A 25,567-nucleotide genomic window follows, 5' to 3' on the forward strand; every position below is an offset into this window, starting at 1 on the left:
GGGTTAGCGTTGTTGCCTCAGCCGTGCTTCGAGTCCGGCAATGGCAGGGTGTTCGGACCGGGAGCCAAGCGCCTGCCAGTATACATAAGCTGTCAACTTCGGGTTTGCCCAGCGGTGATCGCAACTCCCTATGGGAGCCGGCGTTGCCGGCGATGGGCTGCAAAGCAGCCCGGGTTCACCTCAGAAGGTGTAATCCACCGTCGCAAAGTACGACCGCGGCTCACCCATCAGCCACTGCTCGCCACTGTGTGCGGTGGCCGCATAACGCCGGTCCAGCAGGTTGTTCAACTGCAAGCCCAGGCGCACATCCGGCAGCACCTGCCAGCCCAGGTTGGCATCGACCACGGTAAAGCCCGGCACGCTCCGGGAGTTGGCGGTGTCGGCATAACGCTCATCGACATAACGCAGGCCCATGCCAGCATCCACGTTGTGGCTCAAGCCTTTGCTGACCCACAGGTTGGCGGTACGCCGTGGCACATTGCTTGGGCGGTTGCCGGCACGGGAGACGGTTTGCCCGCCCACTGTCTGGTCGAAATCGTCGTACTTGGCGCGCACCAACGAGGCGTTGGCCGAGACGTGCCACTGGTTGGCCAGGGCCAGTTCCAGGGTCGCTTCCAGGCCATCGGAGGTCTGCTGCCCGGCCTGTTCCTTTTGATGGGTGTCGGGGTTATCGACCAGCAGCTTCTTCTTGACGATGTGATAGGCCGCCAGGGTCCACTCGCCGCGGCCGTCCCAGAACAGTTGCTTGAGGCCGAATTCGGTCTGCTTGGCTTCGGTCAGGTCGAACTGCTGCTGAGTCGGGCTCAAGGTGACCAGGTCGCTGACGCCATCTTCGCTGGTGGAGTACTGGCCGTACAGACTCAGCTCGTCGTTGACCGCGAACACCAGCCCGGCGCGCCAGTTGCCGCCGTTGAGGCTGCGGTCCGTGCGGGTGTCGTTGACCAGGTTGTTGCGGTCGATGTGGTTCTGGTCGCGGCGAATGCCGGTCACCAGCGACCAGCGCTCCGACAGCTGCGTGCGGTTCTCGGCGAACAGGGCAAAGGTGCGGGTGGTGCTGTCGGTCTGCGGGCGGGTCGGATCTTTACTGTGGAAGTACCCTGGCGCCGGCTGCCATGGGTTGATGAAGTCGCCGCCGATGTCGTTGTACGGCGAGTTGCTGTCGATGCCGAAACGGATGCGGTTGTATTCGGCGCCGACCACGGTCTTGCTGGCCAGGCCAAACAGCGAATGGTCAAAGGTAAAACTCTGACGGTCGCCGATCTGCTCCTGATCGTGCTTGATTTCAAGGTAACTGCCACGCTGCAGTTGGCCGACGCTGTTGTTCCAGCTGTAGTCCTCGGCGTTGCGCCAGTGCCGGCGGCTCTTGAGGTAGTACAGCTGGTTGCTGGCGCTGATCGAATCGCTGATGGCCCAATCAGTGTTAAAGCGGGTCCATTCGTCGTGGTAGTGCTGGGCCGAATCCTTGAGGTTGTAGTTTTTCTTGCCCAGGCTGTCGCGGTAATGGCCGTCGATCAGCGGCGTGCCGAAGTAGTTCATCGGCTCGGCGTCGCCGCGCTCGTGGGCGAGGGTGAAGCTCAGGTCGTCGCTGGCGTCGAAGCGCAGGGCGGCGCTCATGGCCAGGTTCTTCGAGTCGCCACGGTCGATCCAGCCGTTGCTTGCCTGGCGGTTGAGGGTCATCCGGTAGCTCAGCCGCTCGCTCAGCGAACCGCCGCTGTCCAGGCCCAGTTGCTGGCGATCGTAAGACCCGTAGCCCAGGCGCAGCTGGTTGCGGATCTCGCCGGCAAACGGCTTTTTCGCGATCACGTTGATCACCGCACCCGTGGCGCCTTCGCCGTACAGCACCGAGGCCGGGCCGCGGATCACGTCGATGCGCTCGACCATCCACGGGTCGACCGGGAAGCTCTGGGTGCCGGCGCCGGTGTACATCCGCGAACCGTCGAACAGGGTCATCACCGAGCCGTGACCGCTGAAGCCGCGGGCCGACAGCGCCGTGTTGCCGTTGCCCGGGGTGGCCACCGAGGTGATGCCCGGCGAACGGGTCACGGCGTCTTGCACGGTGAGGTTGTTGCGTCCCTCGATGACCTCGCCTGCGAGGCTGCTGGTGCTGGCCGGGGTGTCCATGGCGCTGAGGTTCAGGCGCGAGCCGGTCGGCAGCGGGGTGGCCAGGCTGATGGTTTCGTTGTCGCTGCTGCTGGTGATGGCCGTCGAGGGCAGGGCCAAGGTAGAAGGGCGGGTGTCATCGGCGAAAGCCGGCACGCAGAAGGCCAGGCAGGGAGCCAGGGCATTGGCCGCCAGGGTGTGAAGCTTGGAGTTACGGGACATGTCGTTCCACAGTCAACAGGAAGAATGAATCCCGGAGGGAACAACGCACGGAGGAATGGCGCGCGCAGGCGAACGCCAACCGGCCTGCGCCCGCCCACCGCGGGGTTGCCAAACAAAAGCCTCAGGCCGGTCTCCGGGCTTGCGAGGGTCATGAAGGCCTTCACCTTCCCATGCCGGAGCACAGTGGTGTTTCGAAGGCTTCGCTCGCTTACCGTTGCGGGGGCAGCGCCGGACTAGTCATTGGCATGACGCACCGGCTTCCCGTTTCACCCTGCGCACGGCGGCGCAGGACACCTGAAACTGGCGCGCATCTGAACACTGAAAGCCTTTGCAGTCAACGGCTTGGGAATCTGAGCAGATCAGCCGGCAAGCCGGCTCCTGTAGGAGCGGGCTTGACCCGCGATGAGGCCAGCACAGTCAATACAGATTCAACGCCCGCGCTTGCGCGAAACCACCGCCTCGATATTCTTGCGTCCGATCAGCACCGGCTGCTTCGGCTCCTCCAGCCACTTGTACATCACCAGGCTGTCCACCAGCCCCAGGCGCGCATGCCGGTAGGCCTTGGGCAAGCGCCCGACGATTGCAAAGCCAAGCTTCTGCCACAAGGCCACCGCCACCTCGTTGCTCGACACCACCGAGTTGAACTGCATGGCCAGAAAACCCAGCTCCCGCGCCAACTGCTGCGAATGCTCGCACATCAACCGGGCCACACCGCGCCCGCGGGCGGCATCGCAAACCATGTAGCCGCAATTGCTGACATGGTTGCTGGGGCCGGCGGCATTGGCCTTGAGGAAGTAGGAGCCGAGCAGCACGCCATCTTCTTCGGCCACCAGGGTCTGCAGCGGCGCGTCCAGCCACAGCTGGCGGGCTTGCTCCTGGCTCATGGCCGGGTCGAAGGCATAGGTTTCGCGGGCGCTGACAATGGCCTGGAAGGTCGGCCAGAAGCGCTCGAAGTCAGCGGCGGTCATGGGGCGGATGTGGATCATGGGGGTTCCTGAAAACGGTTCGCCTGCTAGCTTATGCGAAAATGCCAGGAAGTGGGTGAGGCGCGGCGTTGGCCGCGCACTCACTTGTGGGGAATTTACTGCTCGGCCTTGCCCACCGCATCCAGGGCCCGCGCCGAGTACACCAGCGCCGCCCCGGCATTCATCGCCACGGCCACGCCCAGGGCTTCGGCGATTTCCTCGCGGCTGGCGCCTTGCTTGACCGCCTGAGCCGAATGCACGGCGATGCAGCCGTCGCAGCGGGTAGTCACCGCCACGGCCAGGGAGATCAGCTCGCGGGTCTTGGCGTCCAGGTGGTTGGTCTTGGCTCCGGCGCCGCTGGCGGTCATGTAACCGTTGACCGTGTCGGGAGAGAGTTGCTTGAGATCGCCAATGCCGGCCATCAACTGATTACGGTAGGCATCCCAGTCCATCATGCTCATTGTCTTCACCTTGGTGTGGTTGGCAACTAGAACAGTGAAGCTAGTTTTTTTTGCGGCAGGGCGCCGTTGGTCGATGGTCGGGGAAAAGCAGGACTTTAGGAGGGGACCCATCGCGGGGCAAGCCCGCTCCTACAAGGAGCTGGCTTGCCTGCAATAGCGGTCTGAATCAGATATAGATGAACACCAGCACCAACGCCGCCACCACCGCCCATTTCTCCAGGTAGTAACGGGTGCGGTTGCGCTTCTTCAGCGCCTTGCCGCGCTCGCGGATCTTGTAGATGCGGGTAAACAGCCGGTTGATGCCACCGGTCTTGTCGCCGGCATCGTTGGGCGCGGCCGCCGCGGCCATCACGCTGCGGCTGAACCAGCGGTTGAACGCCGTGGCCCAGCGGTACTTGAGCGGACGCTCGACGTCGCAGAACAGAATGATGCGGTTGTGTTCGGTCTGGTTCGAGGCGTAGTGGATGTAGGTTTCATCGAACACCACCGCCTCGCCGTCGCGCCAGGCGTAGTTCTCGCCGTCAACGCAGATGTAGCAGCCGTCATCGTTGGGCGTGTCCAGGCCCAGGTGGTAACGGTACGAGCCTGCGTAAGGGTCGCGGTGGCGCACCAGCTTGGAGCCCGGAGGCAGGGTGGCGAACATCGCCGCCTTGACCGTGCCGATGCCTTGCAGCAGCTCGGTGGTGCGCGGGCACAGCTTCATTGCCGAAGGGTGGCTTTCGCCGTACCACTTCAGGTAGAAGCGCTTCCAGCCGCTCTTGAAGAACGAGTTGAAGCCGACGTCGTCGTAATTCTGCGAGCTCTTGATCTCGCCGACATGCAGCAGTTGCTGGGCCTCGGCGCGGATTTCCTGCCAGTTGTCCTGCAACGGCTTGAGCTCGGGGAAGGATTCAACCGGCAGGTAAGGCTTGGCCGGCAGCTTGGAGAACAGGTACAGGAACACGTTGACCGGGGCCAGGAAGCTTGAGTGATCACCCAGCTGGCGGGTGACTTTGTGCCGCACCCGGCCACGGAAATGGACGTAGGCAATGGAGAACACGAACAGTAAAACGAGGAAGATTTTCATGGGCGGATACTTGTCGATGTGGCGATGCGCCATGGCATAAGCCCGCCAGCATAAACAATCATCTCCCTGGTTTGTACTAAATGTTACCGGTTGTGTGCCCGACCATAGTGCTAGGCGCAAGCGTTTGCGTTAACGGTTCAGCGCCAGGCGGATGCTTGAGGTAGCGACCGAGGTCCCCCGCGGCCTGGGCTTGCAGCACGCCCACCAGCACCTCGATGCCCGCGGCCTCGAGCAGTGCGATACCGGCCCCGGCATTGCGTGGATCGGGGTCGAGCATGGCCACGCACACACGCTGGATGCCGCGCTTGACCAAGGCGGTGGCGCAGGAAGGTGTGCGGCCATGAAACGAGCAGGGCTCAAGGGTCACGTAGGCGGTGACGTCGTCGGCATCGCCGTCCAGCTGGGCCATGGCCATGGCTTCGGCATGGTGCTGGCCGGGCGCTTGAGTGAAGCCGCGGGCGATGATCTGGCCGTTGCGCACCAGCACGCAGCCCACTGGCGGGTTGGGCAGGCAGGCGGGCAAGGCGCGGCGGCCTTCGCTCAGGGCCTGATGCATGAACAGCTTATCGCTGGGTGAAAAACAATCCATTGTCGTTCAGCTCCTGGGGTAGTGAGTGCGCACAGGCGCGTACACAGCGTAATTCAGCTTGCGCGTCTTTGCCGCCTCACTTGCGGGTGATTTTGTTGCCGGGTACATGCAGGTAGGACATCACGCTCTCGGTCAGTTCGGTGGCCAGTTGCACCGCTTCCTTGTTACGCGCCATGACCCCGGCCACCAGGCCTTCGATCAGTGCCAGCACGGCAATGCTGGAGCTGGTCAGCACCGGGTGATCGGCGGCGGCGAACAGCGTATGACGGGCGATGGGCGCCAGCGGCGAGGCCGGCGAGTCGGTAATCGCCAGCACCGTGGCGCCGCGCTCATGGGCAAAGCGTGAGAGCTGCAGGGTGTCCTGGGAGTAACGCGGCAGGGAAATCGCCAACAGCACGTCCTGGTCAGTGATCGCCGCCAGACGGTAGGCGGCGTTTTCGTTGCCGCCCTCCATGCTGATGGCGCAGGCATCGGCGCAGAACGGTACCAGGGTCGAGGCCGCCAGGCCCGCCAGGTAGACGCTGTTGCCAAAACCCAGCACATAGACCTTGCGGGCCTGGGTCAGGCAGGTGATGAAGGCCTCGAAGGTGTCCGCCGGGTTGATGCTGCGGGTGGTCGCCAGGTTGCTGCTGGCGCTGTGGATCTGCTCGTGCAGGCCGAACTCGCCACCGGGGCGCTGGGCCAGTTCATTGCGCAGCTTGTCCACGGGCGAGACCATTTGTTGCAGGGTGCTCACCAGCTCGGCCTTCATGCCGCTGTAGCCGCCCAGGTCCAGGGCCTTGGCCAGGCGGTTGACGGCGGCGGGCGAGGTGGCGGTGGCCTGGGCCATCTCTTCGATGGTCAGGGTGGCCGCCTTGAGCGGGTGACGCAGGATGTAGTCGGCCACCTTGCGCAACGACGGTTGCAACTCGGCGAGGCTTTCCGACAGCTTGCGCATGACCGGCGAGGCGTAGACGGTGGTGTTCTTCGGCGTGCTCGACATCCGTTGCAAGGCTCCCTGAAAGATGCGCCGCAGTGTATCCCAAGCCTCGCCCCGGCGTGCAGTCGGGGCGAGGCCTGGGGGCTTACTTGAGGCTGCCGGCGAGAAACTGGCGCAGCCGCTCGGACTGCGGCCTGGCCAGCACTTCACGAGGGTGGCCACGTTCTTCGGCAATGCCCTGGTGGAGGAACAGCAACTGGTTGGACACCTCGCGGGCAAAGCCCATTTCATGGGTGACCACCACCATGGTCCGGCCTTCGCTGGCCAGGTCCTGCATGACTTTGAGCACTTCGCCGACCAGTTCCGGGTCGAGCGCCGACGTCGGCTCGTCGAACAGCATCACTTCCGGCTCCATGGCCAGCGCGCGGGCAATTGCCACCCGTTGCTGTTCGCCGCCGGACATGTGCGCAGGGTAGGCGTCGCGGCGATGGCTGACGCCGACCTTGTGCAGGTAGTGTTCGGCCTTGTCGCGGGCTTCCTTGCGGTTGATGCCCAGCACCTGCACCGGGGCTTCCATGACGTTGTCCAGCGCGCTCATGTGCGACCACAGGTTGAAGTGCTGAAAGACCATGCTCAGCCGCGCACGCAGGCGTTGCAGCTGACGCGGGTCGGCGGCCCGGAGCCCGCCGCGGGGGCAGCTGCGCAGCTTCAGCTGCTCGCCGTTGACCAGGATCTCGCCGGCGTTGGGTTGCTCAAGCAGGTTGATGCAGCGCAGGAAGGTGCTTTTGCCCGAGCCGCTGGAGCCGATGATGCTGATCACGTCACCGGCGCTGGCCTGCAGCGAGACGCCCTTGAGCACCTGGTGGGTGCCGTAGCTTTTATGCAGGTCGTTGATTTGCAGTTTGTTCATCAGTCAGTACTCGCTGGTGTCAGTCGGTGAGCAGGCGGCCGTGGCGTATCGGCGTAGTGCCGGCGACCTTGGCCAGCCACAGGCCGGGTTGGGCGAAACGCAGGCGTTCACGGGCATAGAGGATGCCGTCGATGCTGGCCCTGACCACGCTGTGGCGATCGCTGAGCGGATCGATCACCTCGAACAGCGGGTCACCCGCCGACACCCATGCCCCCAAGGGCTGCAGATAGCTAACTACCCCGGGGTGTTCGGCATAGGCGTACTGGGCCCCGGCAAAGGGCGTGGCGACGCAGCACTGGCTGGGCGCCTCGGGCCAGTCTCCGCTGATCAGCCCCTGGTCGGCGAGGTAGCCGAGAATCTGCTCGGCGCTGGCCTGGCATTGTTCACGCCCGGTATCAGCCATGCCGCGCAGTTCGACGGTGGTGGCCACGCAGGCCAGGGGAATCTCGGCCTCGGGGAAGTACTCGCGCAGGCGCAGCCAGGGCACCGCACAGGCTTCATCGAAGGCGTCGCCACCGGCGTCCTCGGCCAACAGCACCGCTTCGGCACCCAGGCGGGCCGCCAGCGAGCGCAGGCTTGGCCAGTTCTGCGGCAGGGCGTAGAGCAGCATCACCGATTCGAAGTCGCAGTGCAGGTCCAGTACCAGGTCAGCATCGCAGGCGCTTTGCAGCAACACGCGGCGCAGGCCATCGAGCTCGCTGCGCGCCGCGGGCAACTCGGCGAGGGCTGCGGCCATGGCCCGGCGAATCGTTGCCACGTTGGCCGCGCCGTCACTGCCCAGTTGGCCCTCAAGGCGCGCCACCAGGGCTTCGGTCAAGGGCGGGAAATCGCGGTTGAAGTTCTTGCCGCTGTTGAACTCGAAACGGCCCTGGTGCGTGGCCTGGAACATCTGGCCAATGCCGATCGGGTTGGCCAGTGGCACCAGCTCGATCACGCCACTGAGCCGGCCCTGGGCCTCAAGTTCGCCCAAGCGCCGTTTGAGTTCGACCGCCACCCGCATGCCGGGCAGTTCATCGGCGTGCAGCGACGCCTGGATATAGGCCTTGCGCGGGCCGCTGCCGAAGCGAAACAGGCGTAGGGTGCGCTGGGTGCCGCAGGCGCTCCAGGGCAGAACATGGTCAATTTGCTGCATGAAAGCTCCTTAGTGCTTGCGCGGGGCGAGGTAGGCCAGCCAGCGGCGCTCGGCCAGCTTGAACAGGCGCACCAGCATGAATGTCAGGGCCAGGTAGATCAGCCCGGCGGTAATGAACGCCTCGAAGGGCAGGTAGTAACGGGCATTGAAGGTTTTAGCCGCGCCGGTGATATCGACCAGGGTGACGATCGAGGCCAGGCTGGTGGTCTGCAGCATCATCAGCACTTCATTGCTGTATTGCGGTAGGGCCCGGCGCAGGGCCGAAGGCAGCAGGATGCGCCGGTACATCGTCAGGCGCGACATGCCCATGGCCCGGGCCGCCTCGACCTCGCCACGGGCCGTGGACCGCAGGCTGCCGGCCAGTAACTCGGCGCTGTAGGCGCTGGTGTTGATGGCAAACGCCAGGCAGGTGCAGAAGGTCGCGCTGGACAGGTACGGCCACAGCGCGCTGTGGCGTACGGCTTCGAACTGGGCCAGGCCGTAATAGATCAGAAACAGCTGTACCAGCATCGGCGTGCCGCGGATCACATAGGTGTAGAGCCAGGCCGGATAGCGCAGCAGGCAGTTGCGCGAGACCCGCATCAGGGCCAGCGGGATCGCCAGCGCCAGGCCGCAGGCCAGGGAGATCAGCAGTACCTTCAAAGTCAGCAGGATGCCGTTGCAGTACAGCGGCAGGTTTTGCCAGATCAGCTGATAGTCGAGCATCAAACAACTCCCCTCACAGTTCGGCGGCTTTGCAGCCGACCGAGTAGCGTTTCTCGACGCCGCGCAACAGCAGCAGCGACAGGCTGGTCAGCAGCAGGTACAGGCCGGCCACGGCAACAAAGAAGGTGAACGGCTGATGGGTGGCATCGGCCGCGTTCTTGGCCTTGAACATCATGTCCTGCAGGCCGATCACCGAAATCAGCGCGGTGGACTTGGTCAGCACCAGCCAGTTGTTGGTAAAGCCTGGCAGCGCCAGGCGCACCATCTGCGGCACGCTGATCCGCCAGAACACCTGCAGGGCGCTCATGCCGTAGGCTGCACCGGCTTCGGCCTGGCCTTTGGGGATGGCCAGGAAGGCGCCACGGAAGGTTTCCGAGAGGTAGGCGCCGAAGATGAAGCCCATGGTGCAGACCCCGGCAATGAATGGGTTGATGTCGATGTACTGCTGGTAACCCAGGGCCAATGCCAGGCGGTTGACCAGGTCCTGGCCGCCATAAAACACCAGCAGGATCAGCACCAGGTCGGGGATGCCGCGCACTACCGTGGTGTACAGCTCACCCAGGCGGGCCAGCCATTTGAGTGGCGACAAGCGGCAGGCCGCGCCGAACAGGCCGAGGCAGATGGCCATGGCCATGGCCAGCAAGGCCAGGTTGATGGTCAGCCAGGCGCCATCGAGAATGCTCGATCCGTAGCCATGAAGCATGATGAAAGTCCTCGCCAGCCGGGCTTAGTGGCCGTAGATATCGAACGGGAAGTACTTGCTTTGCACCTGCTGGTAGGTGCCGTTGGCGCGGATCGCCGCGATGGCGGCGTTGAGCCTGGCCAGGTTGGCGCTGTCGCCCTTGCGCACGGCAATCCCGGCGCCGCGGCCGAAGTACTGCGGATCGCTGATATCCGGGCCGACCAGGGCAAAGCCTTGCCCGGCCGGGGTCTTGATGAAGCTCTCTGTGGTGTTGACGATATCGGCGAGGGTGGCGTCCAGGCGTCCGGCGGCAAGGTCGAGAAAGGCTTCGTTCTGCGAGGCGTAGCGCACCACTTCGACGCCGGCGCTTTCCAGCTGCTCGGTGGCGAAGCGGTCGTAGGTCGAGGCACGCTGCACGCCGACCCGCTTGCCCTTGAGATCGGTGGTCGGATCGTTGATCTGGCTGCCGGCCTTCATCGCGAACTTGCCGGGCGTGTGGTAGTACTTGTCGGTGAAATCGACCGATTTCAGCCGGTCCTCGGTAATCGACATCGACGACAGCACCGCGTCGATCTTGCGTACTTTCAAGGACGGAATCATGCCGTCGAATTCCTGGATCACCCACTGACACTTGACCTGCATCTGCGCGCACAGGGCGTTGCCGATGTCGTAGTCAAAGCCTGCCAGTTCGCCTTGTGGCGTGCGGTAGGAGAAGGGCGGGTAGGCGGCCTCGATGCCGATACGCAGGCTGCCTTGGTCGGCCTGGGCGAATGCGCTGCAGGCACAGAGGGCCAGTGCGCCTAGAAGTCCGGTCTTGTTCATATTCTTGACTCCGGTGGGTGGGGTACGCATAGAAATGACATGAATAATTTCAGAAATCAATTTTCTGAAAATAAAAATATCAGTTCGGCGACTGACGGCACATCCGCGCAGGGGTTAGACTCAGCATTCGACCCAAGGAGAGCACGGCATGGCCCCAGGCATTGGCGAAACCGGTGAGCCGTTCAAGCGGCTGTTCTTTGCCCTTGATTGCGGGCCAGAACAGCGCCGGGCCATTGCCCGATGGCGCGGCGAACTGGATATGGGCGCCGCCCGGCCGGTGCCGTCGGCGAACTTTCACCTGACCCTGATGTTCGTCGGTGCCGCCGGCACTGCTCAGTTGCCGGCGATCCTGGCCGCTGCCGCGGGTGTCAAGGTGCCCGGCGAGTTGCTGACGCTGGTGCTCGACCGGCTTGAGGTGTGGCGCCCGGCCAAGGCGTTGGTGCTGGTGCCCAGCCAGACGCCTGCGGCCTTGCGCCAGTTGGCGTACGCGTTGCAGCAGGCGATGCTGCCGTTGGGCATTGTCCAGGACCCGCGGGACTACCGTCCGCACCTGACCCTGGCCCGCGACTACCGTGGCAGTGAGCCTGAAGCCCTGGAGCCGGCAGCCTTTGTGCTGCGCGCGCGGCACTTCACCTTGTTCGAGTCGCGCAAGGGCCAGTACTGGCCGTTGGCGCAGTGGCCGTTATAGTCTACGACGCGCTTCGCGCTTGGCCCGTGATGAGGCCGGTACAGCCAGCACATCAGGTGGTGCCTGGATTACGACCGCTGCGCGCTCGATCGCTGGCAAGGCCAGCTCCCACAAGTCCGGCGTACGGAGCTGGCTTACCAGCGATGAGGCCGGTACAGCCAGCACATCAGGTGGTGCCTGGATTACGACCGCTTCGCGCTCGATCGCTGGCAAGGCCAGCTCCCACAAGTCCGGCGTACACAGATCCACTGTGGGAGCTGGCTTGCCAGCGATGGGGCCGGTACAGCCAGCACATCAGGTGGTGCCTGGATTACGACCGCTGCGCGCTCGATCGCGGGCAAGACCCGCTCCCACAAGTCCGGCGTACACAGATCCACTGTGGGAGCTGGCTTGCCAGCGATGAGGCCGGTACAGCCAGCACATCAGGTGGTGTCTGGATTGCGACCGCTGCGCGCTCGATCGCGGGCAAGACCCGCTCCCACAAGTCCGGCGTACACAGATCCACTGTGGGAGCTGGCTTGCCAGCGATGGGGCCAGTACAGCCAGCTCATCAGGTGGTGCCTGGATTACGACCGCTGCGCGCTCGATCGCGGGCAAGGCCAGCTCCCACAAGTCCAGCGTACACAGATCCACTGTGGGAGCTGGCTTGCCAGCGATGAGGCCGGTACAGCCAGCACATCAGGTGGTGCCTGGATTACGACCGCTTCGCGCCCGATCGCGGGCAAGGCCAGCTCCCACAAGTCCGGCGTACACAGATCCACTGTGGGAGCTGGCTTGCCAGCGATGGGGCCGGCACTAGCAACCTAGAACTGCGGCGTGTACTTCACGGTAAAGGTGAAGTTGCGTGGGTCACCAAAGTTGTTGTTGCCGTTGAGCTGGTTGTAGGCAGCGATGTAGTAGTGCTTGTCGAACAGGTTGTTGGCATTGAGCGCCAGGCCCACTTCCGGGGTCAGCTGGTACGCCAGGCGCGCGTTCCACACGGCGTAGCCGGGTACGTCGTAGGTATGCTCGTAACCCAGGGTATGGGACTGCGCGGTGAAGCCCAGGCCGGTGCTGACCTTGCTCCAGTCACCCGGCAGTTGGTAGTTACCCCACATGCGCAGCATGTGCTTGGGCGTCCAGGTGCTGAACACCTTGCCCTTGTTGTCCGGGTCTTCGAGGAAGGTCGTGGTGTTGTAGGTGTAGCCGGCGAACAGCTGCAGGCCGCTGAGCACTTCGCCGCTGACTTCGGCTTCGATACCCTGGCTGCGTACCTTGCCGGCGGCGGTGGAGCAGTACCAGTCATCGCAGGCAAAGCCTGAGGCCTTGTCGGTGATCGCGCGGTTTTCCTGGTCGTAGCGGAACACCGCCAGGGAGGTATTGACGCGGCCATCGAGCAGTTCGCCCTTGATGCCCATTTCGTAGTTGCTGCCAATGATCGGCTTGAGCGCCGCGCCGCCGACGGCGCGTTCGGTCTGCGGCACGAAGACGTCGGCGTAACTGGCGTACAGCGACCATTCATGGCTCAGGTCGTAGATGATGCCGACGTACGGGGTAACTTCGCCGCTTTCGGTCATGGTGCTGGTCGGGCTGACCGAAGGGGCGCGGGTGATGGCGGCATACGTGGTGGAGTCATAGCGGTAGTCGAACCAGCTGACCCGCGAACCCAGCACCAGGGTCAACGGCTCGGCCAGCTTGACCCGCCAGACGCCGTACAGGCCTTTCTGGCGCACGTCATAGCCACTGCTGAAACCACGGCCGTTGGGCTTGGCGAGCAAGCTGTCGTAGTTGATGTCCGGGCGGTGATGGTCGATAGCGAAGATGTTGTCAGTGCTGTCGTTGAAGGTGCGCGCGAACAGGTCATCGGTGGTCAGCTTCGAGTAGTTGCCACCCAGGGTGATTTCCTGCTCGAGGTTGAAGGCGTTGAATTTGCCCTCCACGTACATGTCGGCACCGATCTTGGTGGAGTCGAAATCGGTCACCCAGTCGGCATAGCTGACACCGCTGCCATCGAAGTTGATGGCATCGTCAACGGTCTGTACCCGCTGGTGGGTCGACTCGTTGGTTTCACTCATGCGGATCGCACCAACGTGGAATTTCCAGTCGTCGTTGAAGCGGTGCTCAAGGTCGGCGTACAGGGTGGTGACGTCGATTTCCGAATGGTTCCAGCGCGAGCCGGTAAAGGTCGAACGCGGCACATCCAGGCCGCTGCCGTCGGCATAGCGCGGCAACCCGCGCAGCATCGGCCGCGACTCGGCGTTGGACTGGCTGACCGCGAAGCCCAGGGTGGTGGCCTCGTTCAGGTCGAAGTCCAGCGCGCCGTACAGCGAATGGGTCTTGCTCCATTCGTAGTCGACGAACGAATCGCTCTGGTCCTCGTCGGCGACGAAGCGCCCGCGCACGGTGCCGGCATCGTTCAACGGGCCACCGGCGTCCAGTTGCAGGCCGTAGTGGTCCCAGCTGCCGGCCTTGCCGGTGACGGTCACGGTGGGGGTGTTCTGGCCGCGCTTGCGCACCAGGTTGACGGTGCCGCCCGGGCTGCCGGTGCCTTGCAACAGGCCCGAGGCACCGCGCAGCACTTCCATGCGGTCGAAGAAGATCAGGTCCTGGGTCGCCCAGTTGCCCAGCGAGTAGGTGTTGCGCGGGATCGCCACGCCGTCGTACTGCCAGTCGTCGATCTGAAAGCCGCGCGATGAAATGATCAGGCCCGGGCCTACGCCTTGCAAGCCGACCAGGCCGGTGGTCTGGTTGACCGCGTCCTTGAGGTCGACAATGTTCTGATCGTCCATCTGCTGGCGGGTCATCACCGTGACCGACTGGGGGATTTCCTTGAGCGTATGGCTGCCCTTGCCAATGGTGGTCGCCCGCGCCGCATAGGAGCCCGTGCCCTCGGTAGTGGCCGCATCGACACCGCCGCCGATGCCGCTGATGCTGGTGGCGCCCAGCTCCAGGGCGTTGCCGGTGTCGATGCTCGGCAGCACGCTGAAGTTGCCCTGTTCGGTGACCAGCAACTGCAGGCCGCTGCCGGCCAGGGCTTTTTGCATGGCCTGCACGGCGCTCATCCTGCCGACGATTGCCGGTGCCTGCTTGCCCTGGACCAACGCCGGATCGAGGGAAACGATACGGCCGCTCTGGCTGGCGATGGCATTGAGGGTGCTGGCCAGTGAGGTGGCGGGCAGGTTGAAGCTCAGGGCCTGTTCCTGGGCCTGGGCGGTGCTGGCCAGCGTAGCCAGGGCCACGGCGACAGGAAGGGCGTGGGACCAAGGGTTGAGCACGGAATTCTCCTGATTATGTTGGCGTGTCAGGAGATAGGTGTGATGAGAAATGAAAACCGGACACAAATACGAGTGATTTTCATAAATTATTCTTGACGCTGATTCTTGGCCCGAATCAGCGTCAGCCAGGGGCTGTATTGATCGACCTTGACCGGCAGGGTTTCGGCCAGTGCGGCGAAGGCCCGCTGCGGTTCGTCCAACGGGAATACACCTTGCACGCGCAGCCCGCGAACCTCGGGTTCGACCCGGACAAACCCTCGGTAGTAGGGGCGTAGCGCCTCGACCACGGAGGCGAGGGAATCATCCAGCACATTCAGGCGCCCGCTGAGCCAGTCGGCACGCTGGCGCTCGCCATTGCCCAGGGCCTCGATGCGTTCGCCGCGCAGCAACGCGGCCTGGCCTTCCTGCACCTCCAGCTCGCTGCCGTTGAACAGCCGCGCCCGTACCGAATGCTCAAGCACTACCAGGCGCGTGGCCTCGGCCTCCTGGCTGACCAGAAAGCGCGTGCCGAGGGCGCGCATTTCACCTTGGGCGCTACGCACCCGCAACGGCCGCTGCGGGTCGGCGGCGACCTGGATGATCAGTTCGCCACGGCGCAGGATAACCAGCCGTTGACCGGCATCGAACTGCAGGTCGGCAGCGCTGCCGGCATTCAGGCTGAGCCGGCTGCCGTCGGCCAGGGTGAAGTCCCGGCGCTCGCCCCTGGCTGTGCGCAAATCGGCCAGCAGCGCTTCGCCCATCTCACTGCGCGCACCCAGCCACAGGCCACCGCCGAGCACGCCGATACCGACGAAGGCACGCAGCAGTTCGCGCCGAGAGCCATTGGCTTGCAGCAACAGCTGGCGAGCCTCACCGGCCTGGCCGGGGGCGCGGCGCTCGAAGTTGCGCACGGTCTGGCAGGCACCGCCAAGGCGCTCTTGCAAGTGTGCCCAGGCCTGGGCGTGAGCCGGGTCGCTGCCCAGCCACTGGCTGAAGTCGCTGTGCAACTGGGCGTCGGTGTTGCCCGAACTCAAGCGCACCATCCAGTCGATGGCGGCTTCTGCGCTTGGGTCGAGGCGGCGCGGGTTCATGGCGCCAGCTCACTGAGGTAGCACTGGCTCAGGGCTTGCTTCATGTAGCGGCTGACGGTGCGCTCGGAGAGGTCGAGCTTGCGCGCGATATCGACGTAGCTCATGCCATCGAGCTGGCTGTAGAGGAAGGTGGCCTTGACGATCATCGGCAGGCCGTCGAGCACCCGGTCGATGCTCACCAGTGCCTCGATCAGCAGCAGTTGCTCCTCGGGGGAGGGCGCCAGCGGCTCGGGCAGGGCCGACAAACGTTCCAGGTAGGCCAGCTCCAGCTGGCGACGGCGATGGCGGTCGAAAATCAACCGGCGGGCGATGGTCGACAGGTAGGCGCGCGGCTGCTGGATACTCGCAGGGTCGACCTGGGCCGCGAGCATCTGGCAGAAGGTCTCGGCGGCGGTGTCTTCGGCATCGGCGCGGTTGCGCAGGCGCTTGTGGATATGCTGCAGGAGCCAACGGTGGTGGTCGCTGAAGAAAAAGCCCAGCTTGCGGGTGGAGGAGGTTGGCACCGGTTGGCGTTTCCGAAGGTGTTAGTGTGAATCGTTCTCAATATTACCTGTGCAGTAAGGCAAGGTGCAATCACCTGCAGGGGCGCCGCTTTACAATTTACCTACAGACTGTCCGTGGGGGCAGTTATAGGGTGGCGCCCAGACGAAGCAAGGGAAAGAGAATGGACCTGTCACTCGCGGGCCAGCAGTCCAGTCTGCTGGAACACTTCAAGGACGATACGCGGCTGCGCGCCAGCTTCAACGCCTTGACCCACCAGACGTTCGAGTTCGATTTCGAGCAGTGGTACCAGGATGGCTATTGGGGCGAGGGCTACCAGCCCTGTGCATTGGCCCATGATGGGCGCATCGTTATGACGCTCTATGACGTATTCGCCAGGCAAGCGCTCGACCTGCAGACGCTGATTGCACAGCTCTGCACGCCCCAGACCACGCGGGTGGTGCTGGGGTTTGCGCCGCTGGATGTCAGCGGCTTCGAGGCGCAGCCGCTGGAGTCCGATGACAGCCTGTTCGTGCTGGGCCAGGCCGGCCGGTTCATCGAGGATGCCAGGCTGATGTTTGCGTTGCTGTCACATGCCTGAGCCGCTCAGCTCACCAGCGGCATCAATGGATCGCTTGGTCTCGAGCAGGCCGCCGCTTCAGGGGGCTCGGGCACTTCGGCGAACAAGGTGCGGCCGCGCTCGAACATGCTTTGAAGGTGGGCGCCGGGGTCTGCGCTTTCCGAGTCCAGCAGCAAGGTCGAGCTCAGCACCCGGGCGCCGCAGTAATCGAAGATGCCGTGATCGATCTGGGTCTTCATTGCCTGCTCATAGCCATGCCTGGCATAGGTTGCGGCATCGGCGCCGCCGACGCCGACCAGGTGCACATTGAGGTGCCGCAGCCTTTTCACCAGGGGGGCCTGGGGGCTGAAGTCGAAGGCCCAGCCATTGACGAAGACCCGATCGATCCAGCCCTTGAGCAGCGCCGGCATCGACCACCAGTACACCGGATAGATCAGCACCAGGGCATCGCTGCGGTCGATGCGCGCCTGCTCGGCGAGCACATCGGCGGGCGCTGTTGCGCGATGGTGGACCGCGTGGTCGGCAGGGCCGAACAGCGGGTTGAAGCCTTCGCCGTACAGGTCGACGACTTCGGCGCGATCGCCGTTGTGCGCCAGGCCTTCAGCGAACGTGGCCGCCAGGCTGTGGGTCAGCGAGCGCGGATCATGATGAGCGACAACCACAAGTGCGTGCATGGCAAGGACTCCTGCGAATTGCGGGGAAGGGGCATAACTTGTATGCTGGGTATAAGTTACCTTTGGTAAGTTACTTTTGGTAGGTAAGCATGTCAAGCGATCCGCAACCGCGTCGGCGCCTGTCCCGGGAAGACCGTCAGCAGCAGCTCCTGGACGTGGCCTGGCACCTGATCCGTGAGGAGGGTACCGAAGCCCTGACCCTGGGGCGCCTGGCTGAGTTGGCCGGGGTTACCAAACCGGTGGTCTATGACCATTTTGGTACCCGTTCGGGGCTGCTTGCGGCGCTGTATCAGTCCTTTGATGTGCGCCAGACGGCGGTGATGGATGCCGCCCTGGCCGCCAGTGAGCCGACGCTTGAAAGTACCGCTGCGGTGATTGCCAGCTCCTACGTCGACTGCGTCTTGACCCAGGGCCGGGAGATTCCCGGGGTGATCGCCGCGCTGGCCAGCTCGCCGGAGCTTGAGCAGCTCAAGCGCGAGTACGAGGCGGTGTTCATGGGCAAATGCCGGGCGCTGCTGGAGCCGTTCAGTGGCCGTGGCGAGATTGGCGTCGCGGGATTGCGGGCGATGATCGGCGCGGCCGAGGCGTTGTCTCATTCTGCGGCGAACGGTGAGATTACGGCGGAGCAGGCGCAGCAGGAGTTGTTCGAGACCATCAAGGCGATGGTGGTGCGCAGTTAAAATGCATCGCGGGGCAAGCGCCGCTCCCACAGGCTGCAGAGCACACCTGTAGGAGCGGGCTTGCCCCGCGATAGGGCCTGTCAAATAGATGAGTAATATGGACATTCAAGCAATCAAACAACGCCTGGCCAAACCCGCCACGCGCTTTTTCGCCGGTGGTTTTCGCCCCAGTAACAGCGATGAAGAAAGCTGGCTCGGCCGGGTGTTCCTCTACCGCCCCGACGAAGGCGTACCGACCAACGCTGCCGGCGAACAACTGTTGCCGGTGGCCCAGTTCCACCTGCCCAGCCTGCCGTTCAGCAGCCCGGCGCTCAAGGACATCCGCGTCCTCACCCTGTTCGTCGGCTACCCGTTCCCGGATGAGTTCGAGGCCATGGGCGACAACTGGCTGATCCGTGAATACCGCGCCGACGATGAGCTGGTGCGCAAGGACCTGCCGGTCGACAACTCCTTCCTCAAAGCTTTTCCCTTGCGCGCTGAAGAACTCGCTGAAGACTATCCACTGTGGGATGGCGGCGGTGTGCCGGATGAGCTGGTCACGGAAATCGTCAAGCTCGAACGGGCAGGGGACATCGAGTGTTACTACGAGGTCATCACCCACGCCTACGAGCACAAGATCGGCGGCTATCCGTCGTTCTGCCAATCGGGCGTCGACCCTGGCGAAGGTTTCGAGTTCGTCTTCCAGATTTCATCCGATGCCAAGATCAACCTCAACGTGGTCGACAGCGGTAGCCTGATGTTCTGGAAGCATCGCGACAGCGGCGAGTGGGCGCTCTATTACGACTTCTATTGAGCTAGTGTGACTTGCCCTTACGCGGCTTGTAGAACAGAAACTCACGGGTCTCGGCCGTTCGGGCATAGCTTTTCGACCAGTCCGGCCGCACGTGCCGGTCGTGGAAGTACAGGGCGCCGCCGGTGCGATCAGGCAATTGCCTGTTCAGGGCCTTGCGGGCGATCTCCTTGGCCAGGGTGTAGCGCACCTCTTCCTGGACATCGTCCGAGCGGCCATCGCACCACCAGGAAAACTGGCAGGCGCCTTGCTCCGAGCCTTGCTTGACCACACCACAGACCGAATCGGGAAAGCCCGCATGGCCGACCCGGTTCATCACCACATTGGCCACCGCTTCCATATCCGCGGCTTTACCGCCCTTGGATTCCCAGTAGATGCTGCGCGCAAGGCAGGTGATGGCGTCATCCAGCGCTGCTGCACCGGCCGGGTCGACGGCCTGGACTTCGGTCCTGGTGATGGCTTGGGACCTGGGCGCGGGTGGCGCATCGGGGTTGCTGGCGGCTTTTTGCTCCAGCACCTGGGCTTTTTCTTCGGCCTCCCGGGCCTGGTTTTGCGCAGCGGCACTATCCGCCAGGAGCAGGGCGAGAGCAAGGCAAGTGATGAGAATGGCAAGGCGCATGGTCAGCCCCTTTCACTGCTAACCCGTCGAATTGAATGCCGGCCTGTAGCTATCGCCAGCGGCGCCCTGCAGTTGAGCGCCCTCTATTGAATCGACAACACGGCCGACCAATCATTCCAACCGACCACCAGCAGGTTTTGCTGCCCAGGCACTGCCCGCTGACGGACAAATCGCGCATCATGGGCACAGTCCGTTCAAGGGAGATTTACATGCGCGTCATCTCATCCGTTGTGCACCTGGCCGCTGTGTCGCTGGGGCTGGCGTTTACCGTGACGGCCCAGGCCAGTGACGAGTCGCAGCTGGTCGAGTCGATCAACGCCTACCGCAGCCAGGCCCAGCGCTGCGCCGGCCAGGCTTCGATGGAATTGCCGCCGCTGGCCAGCGATCCGCGCCTGGTGTTGCCGGCCAACAGCATGGGCGACCTGCGCGCGGTCCTGGCGCAAAAGAGCTACCCGATGGTCAACGTCCAGGCCATCAGCCTGTCTGGGCCGCGGGATGCGCAGTCGGCCATGAAGGCGGTGCAGGAGAGTTTCTGCCAGGTAGTGCTCGACCCGCAATTCGTCGATGTCGGGGTCAGCCGCGAGGGCCGCGATTGGCGCATCGTCCTGGCGCGGCCGTTGCTGGCCGGGCGTCTGGGTGACTGGCAGGCCGAAGGGCAGAAGGTCCTGGAGATGATCAACAGCGCACGCGGCCAGGCGCGCCAGTGCGGCGGCCAGCCATTCAACGCCACCACGCCGTTGGCCTGGAACGCCACCCTGGCCGGCGCTGCCGAGAGCCACACGCGGGGCATGGCCAACAACAATGTCTTTGACCACAAGGACCGCGATGGCCGTACCCCGGGCGATCGTGCCGAGCTTGCCGGGTATGCCGGCCAGCAGGTCGGCGAGAACATCGCCGCCGGGCAAGACACCCCGCGCAAGGTGGTCGATGGCTGGCTGGCCAGCCCCGGCCACTGCGCCAACCTGATGAACCCGCTGTTCAGCGAGCTGGGCGCGGCCTACGCGGTCGACCCCAAAAGCGATGCCGGGATCTACTGGACGGCGATGTTCGGCGCGCCGTAAGGCGCCTTAGTGCTCAAGCCCGGCACGCTTGAGCAGCTGCTTGCAGCGCTCGGACAGGTGCACCACGCGCAGGTGCTTGCCGTTGTTGCTGTAGCGCTCGCGCAGGGTCTTGAGCGCGGTAATCGCCGAGTAGTCAACGACGTTCAGGTGGCGGCAGTCGAGGGTCACCTGGGCCGGGTCGTTGGCCGGGTCGAACTGGTTGAGGAACGGCGCGGTCGAGGCGAAGAACAGCGTGCCATGGACCTTGTAGAGCTTGCTGCCGTCGCTTTCGTCATGGCTGTCGGCATACAGTTCGCGGGCCTGTTGCCAGGCAAAATTGAGCGCAGCGATGACGATGCCGCACAGCACCGCCGCAGCAAGGTCGGTGAACACCGTCACTAGGGTCACGGCGATGATCGCCAGGACATCGTTGACCGGCACCTTGTGCAGCACCCGCAATGACGCCCACGAGAAGGTCTGCTGGGCGACCACGAACATCACTCCCACCAGCGCCGCCAGCGGAATACGCTCGATCAGCGGCGACAGAAACAGCACGAACATCAGGATCATCACCCCGGCGACCACGCCCGACAGCCGCCCGCGGCCGCCGGAGCTCAAGTTGATCGCGGTCTGGCCGATCATCGCGCAACCGCCCATGCCGCCGAACAGCCCGGAGGTCATGTTGGCTACGCCCAGCGCTACGCACTCACGGTTGGGGTGGCCGCGGGTTTCGCTGATCTCGTCGGTGAGGTTGAGGGTCAGCAGGGTTTCCAGCAGGCCGACCAGGGCCATGAGCAGCGCGTAGGGGGCGATGACCTGCAGGGTCTCGAGGTTCCACGGCACCTGCGGCCAGTTCAAGGCCGGCAGGCCCCCGGCGATGTGCGCCAGGTCGCCGAGGGTGCGGGTCGGCAGGTCGAGCAGGTAGACCCCGACGCCCATGCCAAGGATCGCGATCAACGCCGGCGGCACGCTGCGGGTCAGGCGTGGCAACAGGTAGACGATGGCCATGGTCAGTGCCACCAGCCCCAGCATCAGGTACAGCGGCGCACCGCTGAGCCAGGCGCCATCGGCCTTGAAGTGCTCAAGCTGGGCCAGGGCAATGATGATCGCCAGGCCGTTGACGAAGCCGAGCATCACCGAATACGGCACCATGCGCACCAGCTTGCCCAGGCGCAGCAGGCCGAAGGCGATCATGATCAGCCCGCCGAGCAGCACGGTGGCCAGCAAGTATTGCACGCCGTGGGTAACCACCAGGGCGACGATAACCACGGCCATGGAGCCGGCCGCGCCGGAAATCATCCCTGGGCGGCCACCGAGCAGGGCGGTCAGGGTGCAGATAATGAAGGCGCCATACAGGCCCATCAACGGGTTGAGGTGGGCCACCAGGGCGAAGGCGATGCACTCGGGCACCAGGGCGAAGGCTGTGGTGAGTCCTGCCAGGACATCGGTGCGTAGCGGGGTTGTTCTCATGACCTACCTGAAGAGCGGCCCGGCAGCGGGGTGCCGTCGGGAAAAAAGCGAGGGATGCTACGTAATTTCCTGATCGCAAGCCAGCGCCCTGGCCGATATCCTGCAGCTTGCACACATGACAATATTCTTCCCTGCTGAGCGATCCGCATAAGAGGCAGGCCGCTGAGGATGGCGGCAGTGCCGGCGATTTTCAAATGGAGGTGAAACCCAGTGAAGTTCCGGGTGATCGAAGCGCACCGAAGTGAATACCCCGAGCCCATTACCTTTGCCAAGGGGGCGCCACTGAGCATCGGCGAGCGCTATGACGGTGAGGAGGGGTGGGACAATTGGTACTGGTGCAGCACCGCCGGGCAATCGGCTGGCTGGGTGCCGGGGCAGGTGATTGAGCGGCTTGGCGATGATCAGGGCATTGCCCTGGAAGACTACTGCGCCCGGGAGCTGGAGGTGCAGGCCGGTGATTGCCTGGTGGGTGGCCGGCAGTTGAACGGGTGGGTATGGTGTAGCAAGCGGCGCGCGTCGGGGTGGGTGCCGTTGCAAGTGTTGCAGGTGATATGAGGGGCCGCTTCGCGCCCCATCGCCAGCAAGACCGGCTCCCACAGTGGACCTGCATGCACAATCCCTGTGGGAGCTGGCTTGCCGGCGATGGGCTGCGCAGCAGCCCCGATGCACACTCAGCCCATCGCCGCCAGCATCAGCTCCAGGTTCTGCACCGCCGCGCCCGAAGCGCCTTTGCCGAGGTTGTCGAACACCGCCGTCAGCAGCACCTGGCCATGCTGCTCATTGGCAAACACGGCCAGGCGCAGGTCGTTGCTGTCGTTGACCGCTTGCGGGTCCAGTTGCACCGCCGACGCACCTAGCTGCAGCGGCGCCACCTGCACATACCGGGCACCGTGGTAATGTTCAGCCAGGCACGCCTGCACATGCGCGGCAGTCACGCCCGCCGGCAGCAGCCGGGTCTGCAGGGCAATGGTCAGCACAATGCCCTGACGGTAGCTGCCATAGCTGGGTACGAACACCGGCCGTTGCGACAACCCGGCATGCTGCGCAATCTCCGGCACATGCTTGTGATCCAGGTGCAAGCCATACACCCGCACACCCTGGGCCGCCTGCGCATCCGGCCCTTCATGCTGCTCGACCGCCGCACGGCCACCACCGGAGTAACCCGACACCGCGTTCACGGTCAGCGGATAGTCCGCCGGCACCAGCCCTGCGCTGACCAACGGCCGCAACAAGGCGATGGCGCCAGTGGGGTAGCAACCGGGGTTGCTGACCCGCTTGGCCCGGGCGATGCGCTCGGCCTGTTGTTCATCCAGCTCCGGCAAACCATAGACCCAACCCGCGCTGGTGCGGTGCGCGGAGCTGGCGTCGATCACGCGCACGTGCGGGTTGACGATGGCCGCCACGGCTTCACGGGCGGCATCGTCCGGCAGGCAGAGGATCGCCACGTCGGCGCTGTTGATCGCTTCGGCGCGCCGCTGCGGGTTCTTGCGCTCGGCCGCCGGCAGGGTCAGCAGGCGCAGGTCGTTGCGGCCGTTCAGGCGAGCGTGGATTTGCAGGCCGGTGGTGCCTTGGTCGCCGTCGATAAAGACTAGGGGCTGGTGCATGGATGCTCTCGTGCAAAGGCTACAAATGAGCGGCCATCTTCACCTGCGGCTGGACGAAAGAAAATTTGAATATCATGATGCTCAGCTTCACTTTTTCTGAATGCCAAGCCCATGCGTGAAATCAGCCTCGACCGGCTGCGTACCCTGGTGGTGATCGCCGACCTTGGCTCCTTCGCCCAGGCGGCGCGGGCGCTCAACTTGGCGCCGCCCACGGTCAGCCTGCACATTGCCGACCTCGAGGCGCGCATCGGCGCGCCGTTGCTGTCGCGCAAACGCGGGCAGGTCCGCCCCACGGCCATCGGTGAAACCCTGCTCGAACGCGCCCGGCGCCTGCTGGCCGATGCCGAACAGGCGCTGGATGATGTCCAGCGTCAGGTCCAGGGCCTGGCCGGGCGGGTGCGCCTGGGCGCCTCGACCGGCGCCATCGCCCATTTGCTGCCGCAGGCACTGGACCTCCTCGGCGTGCAGCACCCGGGCATCGACGTCCAGGTACAGGTGCTGACTTCCAGCGAATCGCTGGCCCGCCTGCAGGACGGCAGCCTCGACATCGGCCTGGTGGCACTGCCGCAAGCGGCGATCAAGGGCCTGGCGATTCGCCCGTGGCGGCGCGACCCGATCATGGCCTTCGTCCCCGCAAGCTGGTCGCCGCCGGCGCGCATCAGCCCGGCCTGGCTGGCCAGCCGCGCCTTGATCCTCAACGACAGCACTACCCAACTGTCGCGGGTCACCAACGACTGGTTCGCCAGCGCCGGCCTGCAACCGCAAGCGCGCATCCAGCTCAACTACAACGATGCGGTGAAAAGCCTGGTAGCGGCGGGTTACGGCGCGACCTTGCTGCCCCATGAGTCGGCAGCGCCGGAACCGGACGGGCGAATCAGCATGCGCCCGCTGCGCCCGGGTCTGTGGCGGCACCTGGGCATCGCCTGCCGCCAGGGCGAGGTGGAGCAGGGCACCCAGTACGTGCTGCAGGTGCTGATGAGCCAGGTGGCGAAGGCCGGCTAGACCAGCCGCAGCCCGCGACCACCGTCCAGCCATGGCCCTTCACCCAGGCGCTCGAGGGCCAGGGCCCGCGCCTTGCGGCTGAGCTGGTCGAGGTGGCGGTCGCGCTGTTTCTCGGCATCGACCATGGCCCGCTTGCCGTGTTGCTTGAGCAAGTAGCTGTGAATCTGCTGCACTTCCAGGGTGCGGTAGATCGGTGCGATGTCCAGCACCGCCGCCATGCCGGCGCTGGCCTGGGCGCGGGTGTTCATCAACACCTGCGGGCCACGTGCGCCAATCACCTGAAAGCCCAGGGCCTCGAAGACCGGCACCTTGCTTGCCACGCAGCCAAGCTCGGCATGCGGGTAGCGTGCGGTCATCTGCGCCAGCATGGCGCGGGCGATGCCCTGGTGCCGGTGGCTGGCCTGCACGGCAAGGTAGGCGACCGAGCACGCCAGGGGATCATCCGTGAGTGGCAGGTACAACAGGAAGCCCACCACCTGCTCGGGATCGTCGAGGTCCATGGCCACGATCAGCTCGACCGGAATGCCACGCGAGCCGTCCATGGCCTCCAGGTACAGATGCACTTCGAAACCGATGCCGTATTGGTACAGGCTGTACAGCGGGTTGCTCGGTGGCAGGGCGACGCTGCTGATGTCGGTCAGGTAGTCGACCACCATCTGCAGGATCTGGCTTTTGATCGGCTCCGCGGGCGGGGCGACGAAGTGGTGGAGGACGGGCATCGGTAGGGGGGACTCCAGGCAGAAACGGCAATGGCGCGATTCTACCGTGCGGGCCAGCCATCCGTCCCTTCGCCGTGCGATTGAGGGGTAGCTGGCTGGCCGGCGATGGGGTTAGCCTTTTTCTCGCTTGCGCAGCGTCGTCACCGTCTCGCCTCCCACGCCCCAGTTATCGGTATTGACTTCCTCGATCACCACGAAGGTCGACGCCGGTGGTTTGTTCAACACCCGCTCGAGCATCTCGGTGGTCTGTTCGATCAACTGCTGCTTCTGCTCGCGGGTGACGCCTTCATCGGTCACGCGAATATGGACATACGGCATGCTTGT

General features: G+C 64.4%; 27 protein-coding genes and 1 riboswitch. Of the genes, 7 read left to right on the top strand and 20 right to left on the bottom strand.

Annotated elements, in window-relative coordinates; translation table 11 throughout:
* Positions 1-180 precede the first annotated feature (180 nt).
* The 11 genes from PspR32_RS10155 to PspR32_RS10205 form a co-directional block, all read right to left on the bottom strand.
* A complete protein-coding gene (locus PspR32_RS10155; RefSeq protein ID WP_010225319.1) occupies positions 181-2,322 on the bottom strand; it encodes a TonB-dependent receptor in 2,142 nt (713 codons plus the stop codon).
* Positions 2,323-2,429: 107 nt separating this feature from the next.
* Positions 2,430-2,635: riboswitch (cobalamin riboswitch) on the bottom strand.
* A 115-nt stretch (positions 2,636-2,750) separates the two neighbouring features.
* A complete protein-coding gene (locus PspR32_RS10160; RefSeq protein ID WP_036994699.1) occupies positions 2,751-3,308 on the bottom strand; it encodes a GNAT family N-acetyltransferase in 558 nt (185 codons plus the stop codon).
* Positions 3,309-3,403: 95 nt separating this feature from the next.
* On the bottom strand, positions 3,404-3,748 hold the full coding sequence (locus PspR32_RS10165) for a carboxymuconolactone decarboxylase family protein (RefSeq protein WP_026001434.1): 345 nt from the start codon (positions 3,746-3,748) through the stop codon (positions 3,404-3,406).
* A 166-nt stretch (positions 3,749-3,914) separates the two neighbouring features.
* The gene (gene lpxO, locus PspR32_RS10170; protein WP_010225312.1) at positions 3,915-4,814 is read right to left on the bottom strand and encodes a lipid A hydroxylase LpxO; all 900 of its coding nucleotides are present in this window, start codon (positions 4,812-4,814) and stop codon (positions 3,915-3,917) included.
* Between the two features lie 76 nt (positions 4,815-4,890).
* Positions 4,891-5,403, bottom strand: coding sequence for a bifunctional diaminohydroxyphosphoribosylaminopyrimidine deaminase/5-amino-6-(5-phosphoribosylamino)uracil reductase RibD (locus PspR32_RS10175; protein ID WP_010225309.1), 513 nt, complete (start codon positions 5,401-5,403; stop codon positions 4,891-4,893).
* 76 nt (positions 5,404-5,479) lie between these two features.
* A complete protein-coding gene (locus PspR32_RS10180; protein ID WP_010225307.1) occupies positions 5,480-6,385 on the bottom strand; it encodes a MurR/RpiR family transcriptional regulator in 906 nt (301 codons plus the stop codon).
* 82 nt (positions 6,386-6,467) lie between these two features.
* Positions 6,468-7,232, bottom strand: coding sequence for an ABC transporter ATP-binding protein (locus PspR32_RS10185; protein WP_010225304.1), 765 nt, complete (start codon positions 7,230-7,232; stop codon positions 6,468-6,470).
* Positions 7,233-7,251: 19 nt separating this feature from the next.
* The gene (locus tag PspR32_RS10190) at positions 7,252-8,364 is read right to left on the bottom strand and encodes a succinylglutamate desuccinylase/aspartoacylase family protein (protein WP_010225302.1); all 1,113 of its coding nucleotides are present in this window, start codon (positions 8,362-8,364) and stop codon (positions 7,252-7,254) included.
* A gap of 9 nt (positions 8,365-8,373) precedes the next feature.
* Positions 8,374-9,069, bottom strand: a complete 696-nt coding sequence (locus PspR32_RS10195) for an ABC transporter permease (RefSeq protein WP_374045246.1) — start codon at positions 9,067-9,069, stop codon at positions 8,374-8,376.
* A gap of 13 nt (positions 9,070-9,082) precedes the next feature.
* The gene (locus tag PspR32_RS10200) at positions 9,083-9,772 is read right to left on the bottom strand and encodes an ABC transporter permease (protein WP_010225298.1); all 690 of its coding nucleotides are present in this window, start codon (positions 9,770-9,772) and stop codon (positions 9,083-9,085) included.
* A 24-nt stretch (positions 9,773-9,796) separates the two neighbouring features.
* Positions 9,797-10,573 carry an ABC transporter substrate-binding protein gene (locus tag PspR32_RS10205; protein ID WP_100782258.1) on the bottom strand — a complete coding sequence of 259 codons (777 nt, stop codon included), beginning with the start codon at positions 10,571-10,573 and terminating at the stop codon, positions 9,797-9,799.
* Positions 10,574-10,721: 148 nt separating this feature from the next.
* On the opposite strand from PspR32_RS10205, the gene thpR reads away from it, so the two are divergent.
* Positions 10,722-11,261 (top strand): RNA 2',3'-cyclic phosphodiesterase, encoded by a 540-nt coding sequence (gene thpR / locus PspR32_RS10210; protein WP_036994705.1) that lies wholly within the window; start codon positions 10,722-10,724, stop codon positions 11,259-11,261.
* Between the two features lie 803 nt (positions 11,262-12,064).
* On the opposite strand, the gene PspR32_RS10215 is transcribed toward thpR, so the two are convergent.
* The 3 genes from PspR32_RS10215 to PspR32_RS10225 all read right to left on the bottom strand — a co-directional run bounded on the left by PspR32_RS10215 (position 12,065) and on the right by PspR32_RS10225 (position 16,088).
* Positions 12,065-14,515, bottom strand: coding sequence for a TonB-dependent siderophore receptor (locus PspR32_RS10215; protein ID WP_159388410.1), 2,451 nt, complete (start codon positions 14,513-14,515; stop codon positions 12,065-12,067).
* Between the two features lie 86 nt (positions 14,516-14,601).
* Entirely contained in the window at positions 14,602-15,585 is a 984-nt protein-coding gene (locus PspR32_RS10220; RefSeq protein WP_159388411.1) for a FecR domain-containing protein, read from the bottom strand.
* Positions 15,582-16,088: a sigma-70 family RNA polymerase sigma factor gene (locus PspR32_RS10225; protein WP_010225519.1), complete on the bottom strand. Its 507-nt coding sequence runs from the start codon at positions 16,086-16,088 to the stop codon at positions 15,582-15,584. The genes PspR32_RS10220 and PspR32_RS10225 overlap by 4 nt, the downstream gene beginning before the upstream one ends.
* Positions 16,089-16,249: 161 nt before the next feature.
* Here PspR32_RS10225 and PspR32_RS10230 point away from each other — a divergent pair, with 161 nt between their 5' ends.
* A complete protein-coding gene (locus tag PspR32_RS10230) occupies positions 16,250-16,666 on the top strand; it encodes a hypothetical protein (protein ID WP_159388412.1) in 417 nt (138 codons plus the stop codon).
* A 5-nt stretch (positions 16,667-16,671) separates the two neighbouring features.
* Here PspR32_RS10230 and PspR32_RS10235 read toward each other — a convergent pair whose 3' ends face one another.
* Positions 16,672-17,319 carry an NAD(P)H-dependent oxidoreductase gene (locus tag PspR32_RS10235; RefSeq protein WP_036996120.1) on the bottom strand — a complete coding sequence of 216 codons (648 nt, stop codon included), beginning with the start codon at positions 17,317-17,319 and terminating at the stop codon, positions 16,672-16,674.
* 89 nt (positions 17,320-17,408) lie between these two features.
* Here PspR32_RS10235 and PspR32_RS10240 point away from each other — a divergent pair, with 89 nt between their 5' ends.
* Positions 17,409-17,999, top strand: coding sequence for a TetR/AcrR family transcriptional regulator (locus tag PspR32_RS10240; protein ID WP_010225524.1), 591 nt, complete (start codon positions 17,409-17,411; stop codon positions 17,997-17,999).
* Positions 18,000-18,096: 97 nt separating this feature from the next.
* Positions 18,097-18,792 (top strand): DUF1963 domain-containing protein, encoded by a 696-nt coding sequence (locus PspR32_RS10245; RefSeq protein ID WP_159388413.1) that lies wholly within the window; start codon positions 18,097-18,099, stop codon positions 18,790-18,792.
* Position 18,793: 1 nt separating this feature from the next.
* Here the strand turns inward: PspR32_RS10245 and PspR32_RS10250 are convergent, their stop codons facing one another.
* On the bottom strand, positions 18,794-19,408 hold the full coding sequence (locus tag PspR32_RS10250) for a cell wall hydrolase (RefSeq protein ID WP_036996118.1): 615 nt from the start codon (positions 19,406-19,408) through the stop codon (positions 18,794-18,796).
* 209 nt (positions 19,409-19,617) lie between these two features.
* Between PspR32_RS10250 and PspR32_RS10255 the strand changes: the two genes are divergently transcribed.
* Positions 19,618-20,469 carry a CAP domain-containing protein gene (locus tag PspR32_RS10255; RefSeq protein WP_010225530.1) on the top strand — a complete coding sequence of 284 codons (852 nt, stop codon included), beginning with the start codon at positions 19,618-19,620 and terminating at the stop codon, positions 20,467-20,469.
* A 6-nt stretch (positions 20,470-20,475) separates the two neighbouring features.
* On the opposite strand, the gene PspR32_RS10260 is transcribed toward PspR32_RS10255, so the two are convergent.
* Entirely contained in the window at positions 20,476-21,918 is a 1,443-nt protein-coding gene (locus PspR32_RS10260) for a SulP family inorganic anion transporter (RefSeq protein ID WP_159388414.1), read from the bottom strand.
* A 210-nt stretch (positions 21,919-22,128) separates the two neighbouring features.
* On the opposite strand from PspR32_RS10260, the gene PspR32_RS10265 reads away from it, so the two are divergent.
* Entirely contained in the window at positions 22,129-22,473 is a 345-nt protein-coding gene (locus PspR32_RS10265; protein WP_159388415.1) for an SH3 domain-containing protein, read from the top strand.
* A 116-nt stretch (positions 22,474-22,589) separates the two neighbouring features.
* On the opposite strand, the gene argC is transcribed toward PspR32_RS10265, so the two are convergent.
* Complete coding sequence (gene argC / locus PspR32_RS10270; protein ID WP_036996116.1) at positions 22,590-23,522, bottom strand: N-acetyl-gamma-glutamyl-phosphate reductase; 933 nt, start codon at positions 23,520-23,522, stop codon at positions 22,590-22,592.
* Between the two features lie 111 nt (positions 23,523-23,633).
* Between argC and PspR32_RS10275 the strand changes: the two genes are divergently transcribed.
* Positions 23,634-24,524, top strand: coding sequence for a LysR family transcriptional regulator (locus PspR32_RS10275; RefSeq protein WP_010225534.1), 891 nt, complete (start codon positions 23,634-23,636; stop codon positions 24,522-24,524).
* Here PspR32_RS10275 and PspR32_RS10280 read toward each other — a convergent pair.
* Entirely contained in the window at positions 24,521-25,243 is a 723-nt protein-coding gene (locus PspR32_RS10280) for a GNAT family N-acetyltransferase (protein ID WP_010225535.1), read from the bottom strand. The genes PspR32_RS10275 and PspR32_RS10280 overlap by 4 nt on opposite strands.
* Before the next feature lie 111 nt (positions 25,244-25,354).
* The gene (locus tag PspR32_RS10285) at positions 25,355-25,561 is read right to left on the bottom strand and encodes a tautomerase family protein (RefSeq protein ID WP_010225536.1); all 207 of its coding nucleotides are present in this window, start codon (positions 25,559-25,561) and stop codon (positions 25,355-25,357) included.
* Positions 25,562-25,567 lie beyond the last annotated feature (6 nt).

The organism is Pseudomonas sp. R32, assembly GCF_009866705.1.
In the GTDB taxonomy this organism is placed as follows: domain Bacteria; phylum Pseudomonadota; class Gammaproteobacteria; order Pseudomonadales; family Pseudomonadaceae; genus Aquipseudomonas; species Aquipseudomonas donghuensis.

Excerpts from the sequence above, each read along its gene's own strand:
- PspR32_RS10155 (WP_010225319.1), bottom strand. The coding sequence starts at position 2,322 with ATGTCCCGTAACTCCAAGCTTCACACCCTGGCGGCCAATGCCCTGGCT.
- PspR32_RS10160 (WP_036994699.1), bottom strand. The coding sequence starts at position 3,308 with ATGATCCACATCCGCCCCATGACCGCCGCTGACTTCGAGCGCTTCTGG.
- PspR32_RS10165 (WP_026001434.1), bottom strand. The coding sequence starts at position 3,748 with ATGAGCATGATGGACTGGGATGCCTACCGTAATCAGTTGATGGCCGGC.
- lpxO (WP_010225312.1), bottom strand. The coding sequence starts at position 4,814 with ATGAAAATCTTCCTCGTTTTACTGTTCGTGTTCTCCATTGCCTACGTC.
- PspR32_RS10175 (WP_010225309.1), bottom strand. The coding sequence starts at position 5,403 with ATGGATTGTTTTTCACCCAGCGATAAGCTGTTCATGCATCAGGCCCTG.
- PspR32_RS10180 (WP_010225307.1), bottom strand. The coding sequence starts at position 6,385 with ATGTCGAGCACGCCGAAGAACACCACCGTCTACGCCTCGCCGGTCATG.
- PspR32_RS10185 (WP_010225304.1), bottom strand. The coding sequence starts at position 7,232 with ATGAACAAACTGCAAATCAACGACCTGCATAAAAGCTACGGCACCCAC.
- PspR32_RS10190 (WP_010225302.1), bottom strand. The coding sequence starts at position 8,364 with ATGCAGCAAATTGACCATGTTCTGCCCTGGAGCGCCTGCGGCACCCAG.
- PspR32_RS10195 (WP_374045246.1), bottom strand. The coding sequence starts at position 9,069 with ATGCTCGACTATCAGCTGATCTGGCAAAACCTGCCGCTGTACTGCAAC.
- PspR32_RS10200 (WP_010225298.1), bottom strand. The coding sequence starts at position 9,772 with ATGCTTCATGGCTACGGATCGAGCATTCTCGATGGCGCCTGGCTGACC.
- PspR32_RS10205 (WP_100782258.1), bottom strand. The coding sequence starts at position 10,573 with ATGAACAAGACCGGACTTCTAGGCGCACTGGCCCTCTGTGCCTGCAGC.
- thpR (WP_036994705.1), top strand. The coding sequence starts at position 10,722 with ATGGCCCCAGGCATTGGCGAAACCGGTGAGCCGTTCAAGCGGCTGTTC.
- PspR32_RS10220 (WP_159388411.1), bottom strand. The coding sequence starts at position 15,585 with ATGAACCCGCGCCGCCTCGACCCAAGCGCAGAAGCCGCCATCGACTGG.
- PspR32_RS10230 (WP_159388412.1), top strand. The coding sequence starts at position 16,250 with ATGGACCTGTCACTCGCGGGCCAGCAGTCCAGTCTGCTGGAACACTTC.
- PspR32_RS10235 (WP_036996120.1), bottom strand. The coding sequence starts at position 17,319 with ATGCACGCACTTGTGGTTGTCGCTCATCATGATCCGCGCTCGCTGACC.
- PspR32_RS10240 (WP_010225524.1), top strand. The coding sequence starts at position 17,409 with ATGTCAAGCGATCCGCAACCGCGTCGGCGCCTGTCCCGGGAAGACCGT.
- PspR32_RS10245 (WP_159388413.1), top strand. The coding sequence starts at position 18,097 with ATGGACATTCAAGCAATCAAACAACGCCTGGCCAAACCCGCCACGCGC.
- PspR32_RS10250 (WP_036996118.1), bottom strand. The coding sequence starts at position 19,408 with ATGCGCCTTGCCATTCTCATCACTTGCCTTGCTCTCGCCCTGCTCCTG.
- PspR32_RS10255 (WP_010225530.1), top strand. The coding sequence starts at position 19,618 with ATGCGCGTCATCTCATCCGTTGTGCACCTGGCCGCTGTGTCGCTGGGG.
- PspR32_RS10260 (WP_159388414.1), bottom strand. The coding sequence starts at position 21,918 with ATGAGAACAACCCCGCTACGCACCGATGTCCTGGCAGGACTCACCACA.
- argC (WP_036996116.1), bottom strand. The coding sequence starts at position 23,522 with ATGCACCAGCCCCTAGTCTTTATCGACGGCGACCAAGGCACCACCGGC.
- PspR32_RS10275 (WP_010225534.1), top strand. The coding sequence starts at position 23,634 with ATGCGTGAAATCAGCCTCGACCGGCTGCGTACCCTGGTGGTGATCGCC.
- PspR32_RS10280 (WP_010225535.1), bottom strand. The coding sequence starts at position 25,243 with ATGCCCGTCCTCCACCACTTCGTCGCCCCGCCCGCGGAGCCGATCAAA.
- PspR32_RS10285 (WP_010225536.1), bottom strand. The coding sequence starts at position 25,561 with ATGCCGTATGTCCATATTCGCGTGACCGATGAAGGCGTCACCCGCGAG.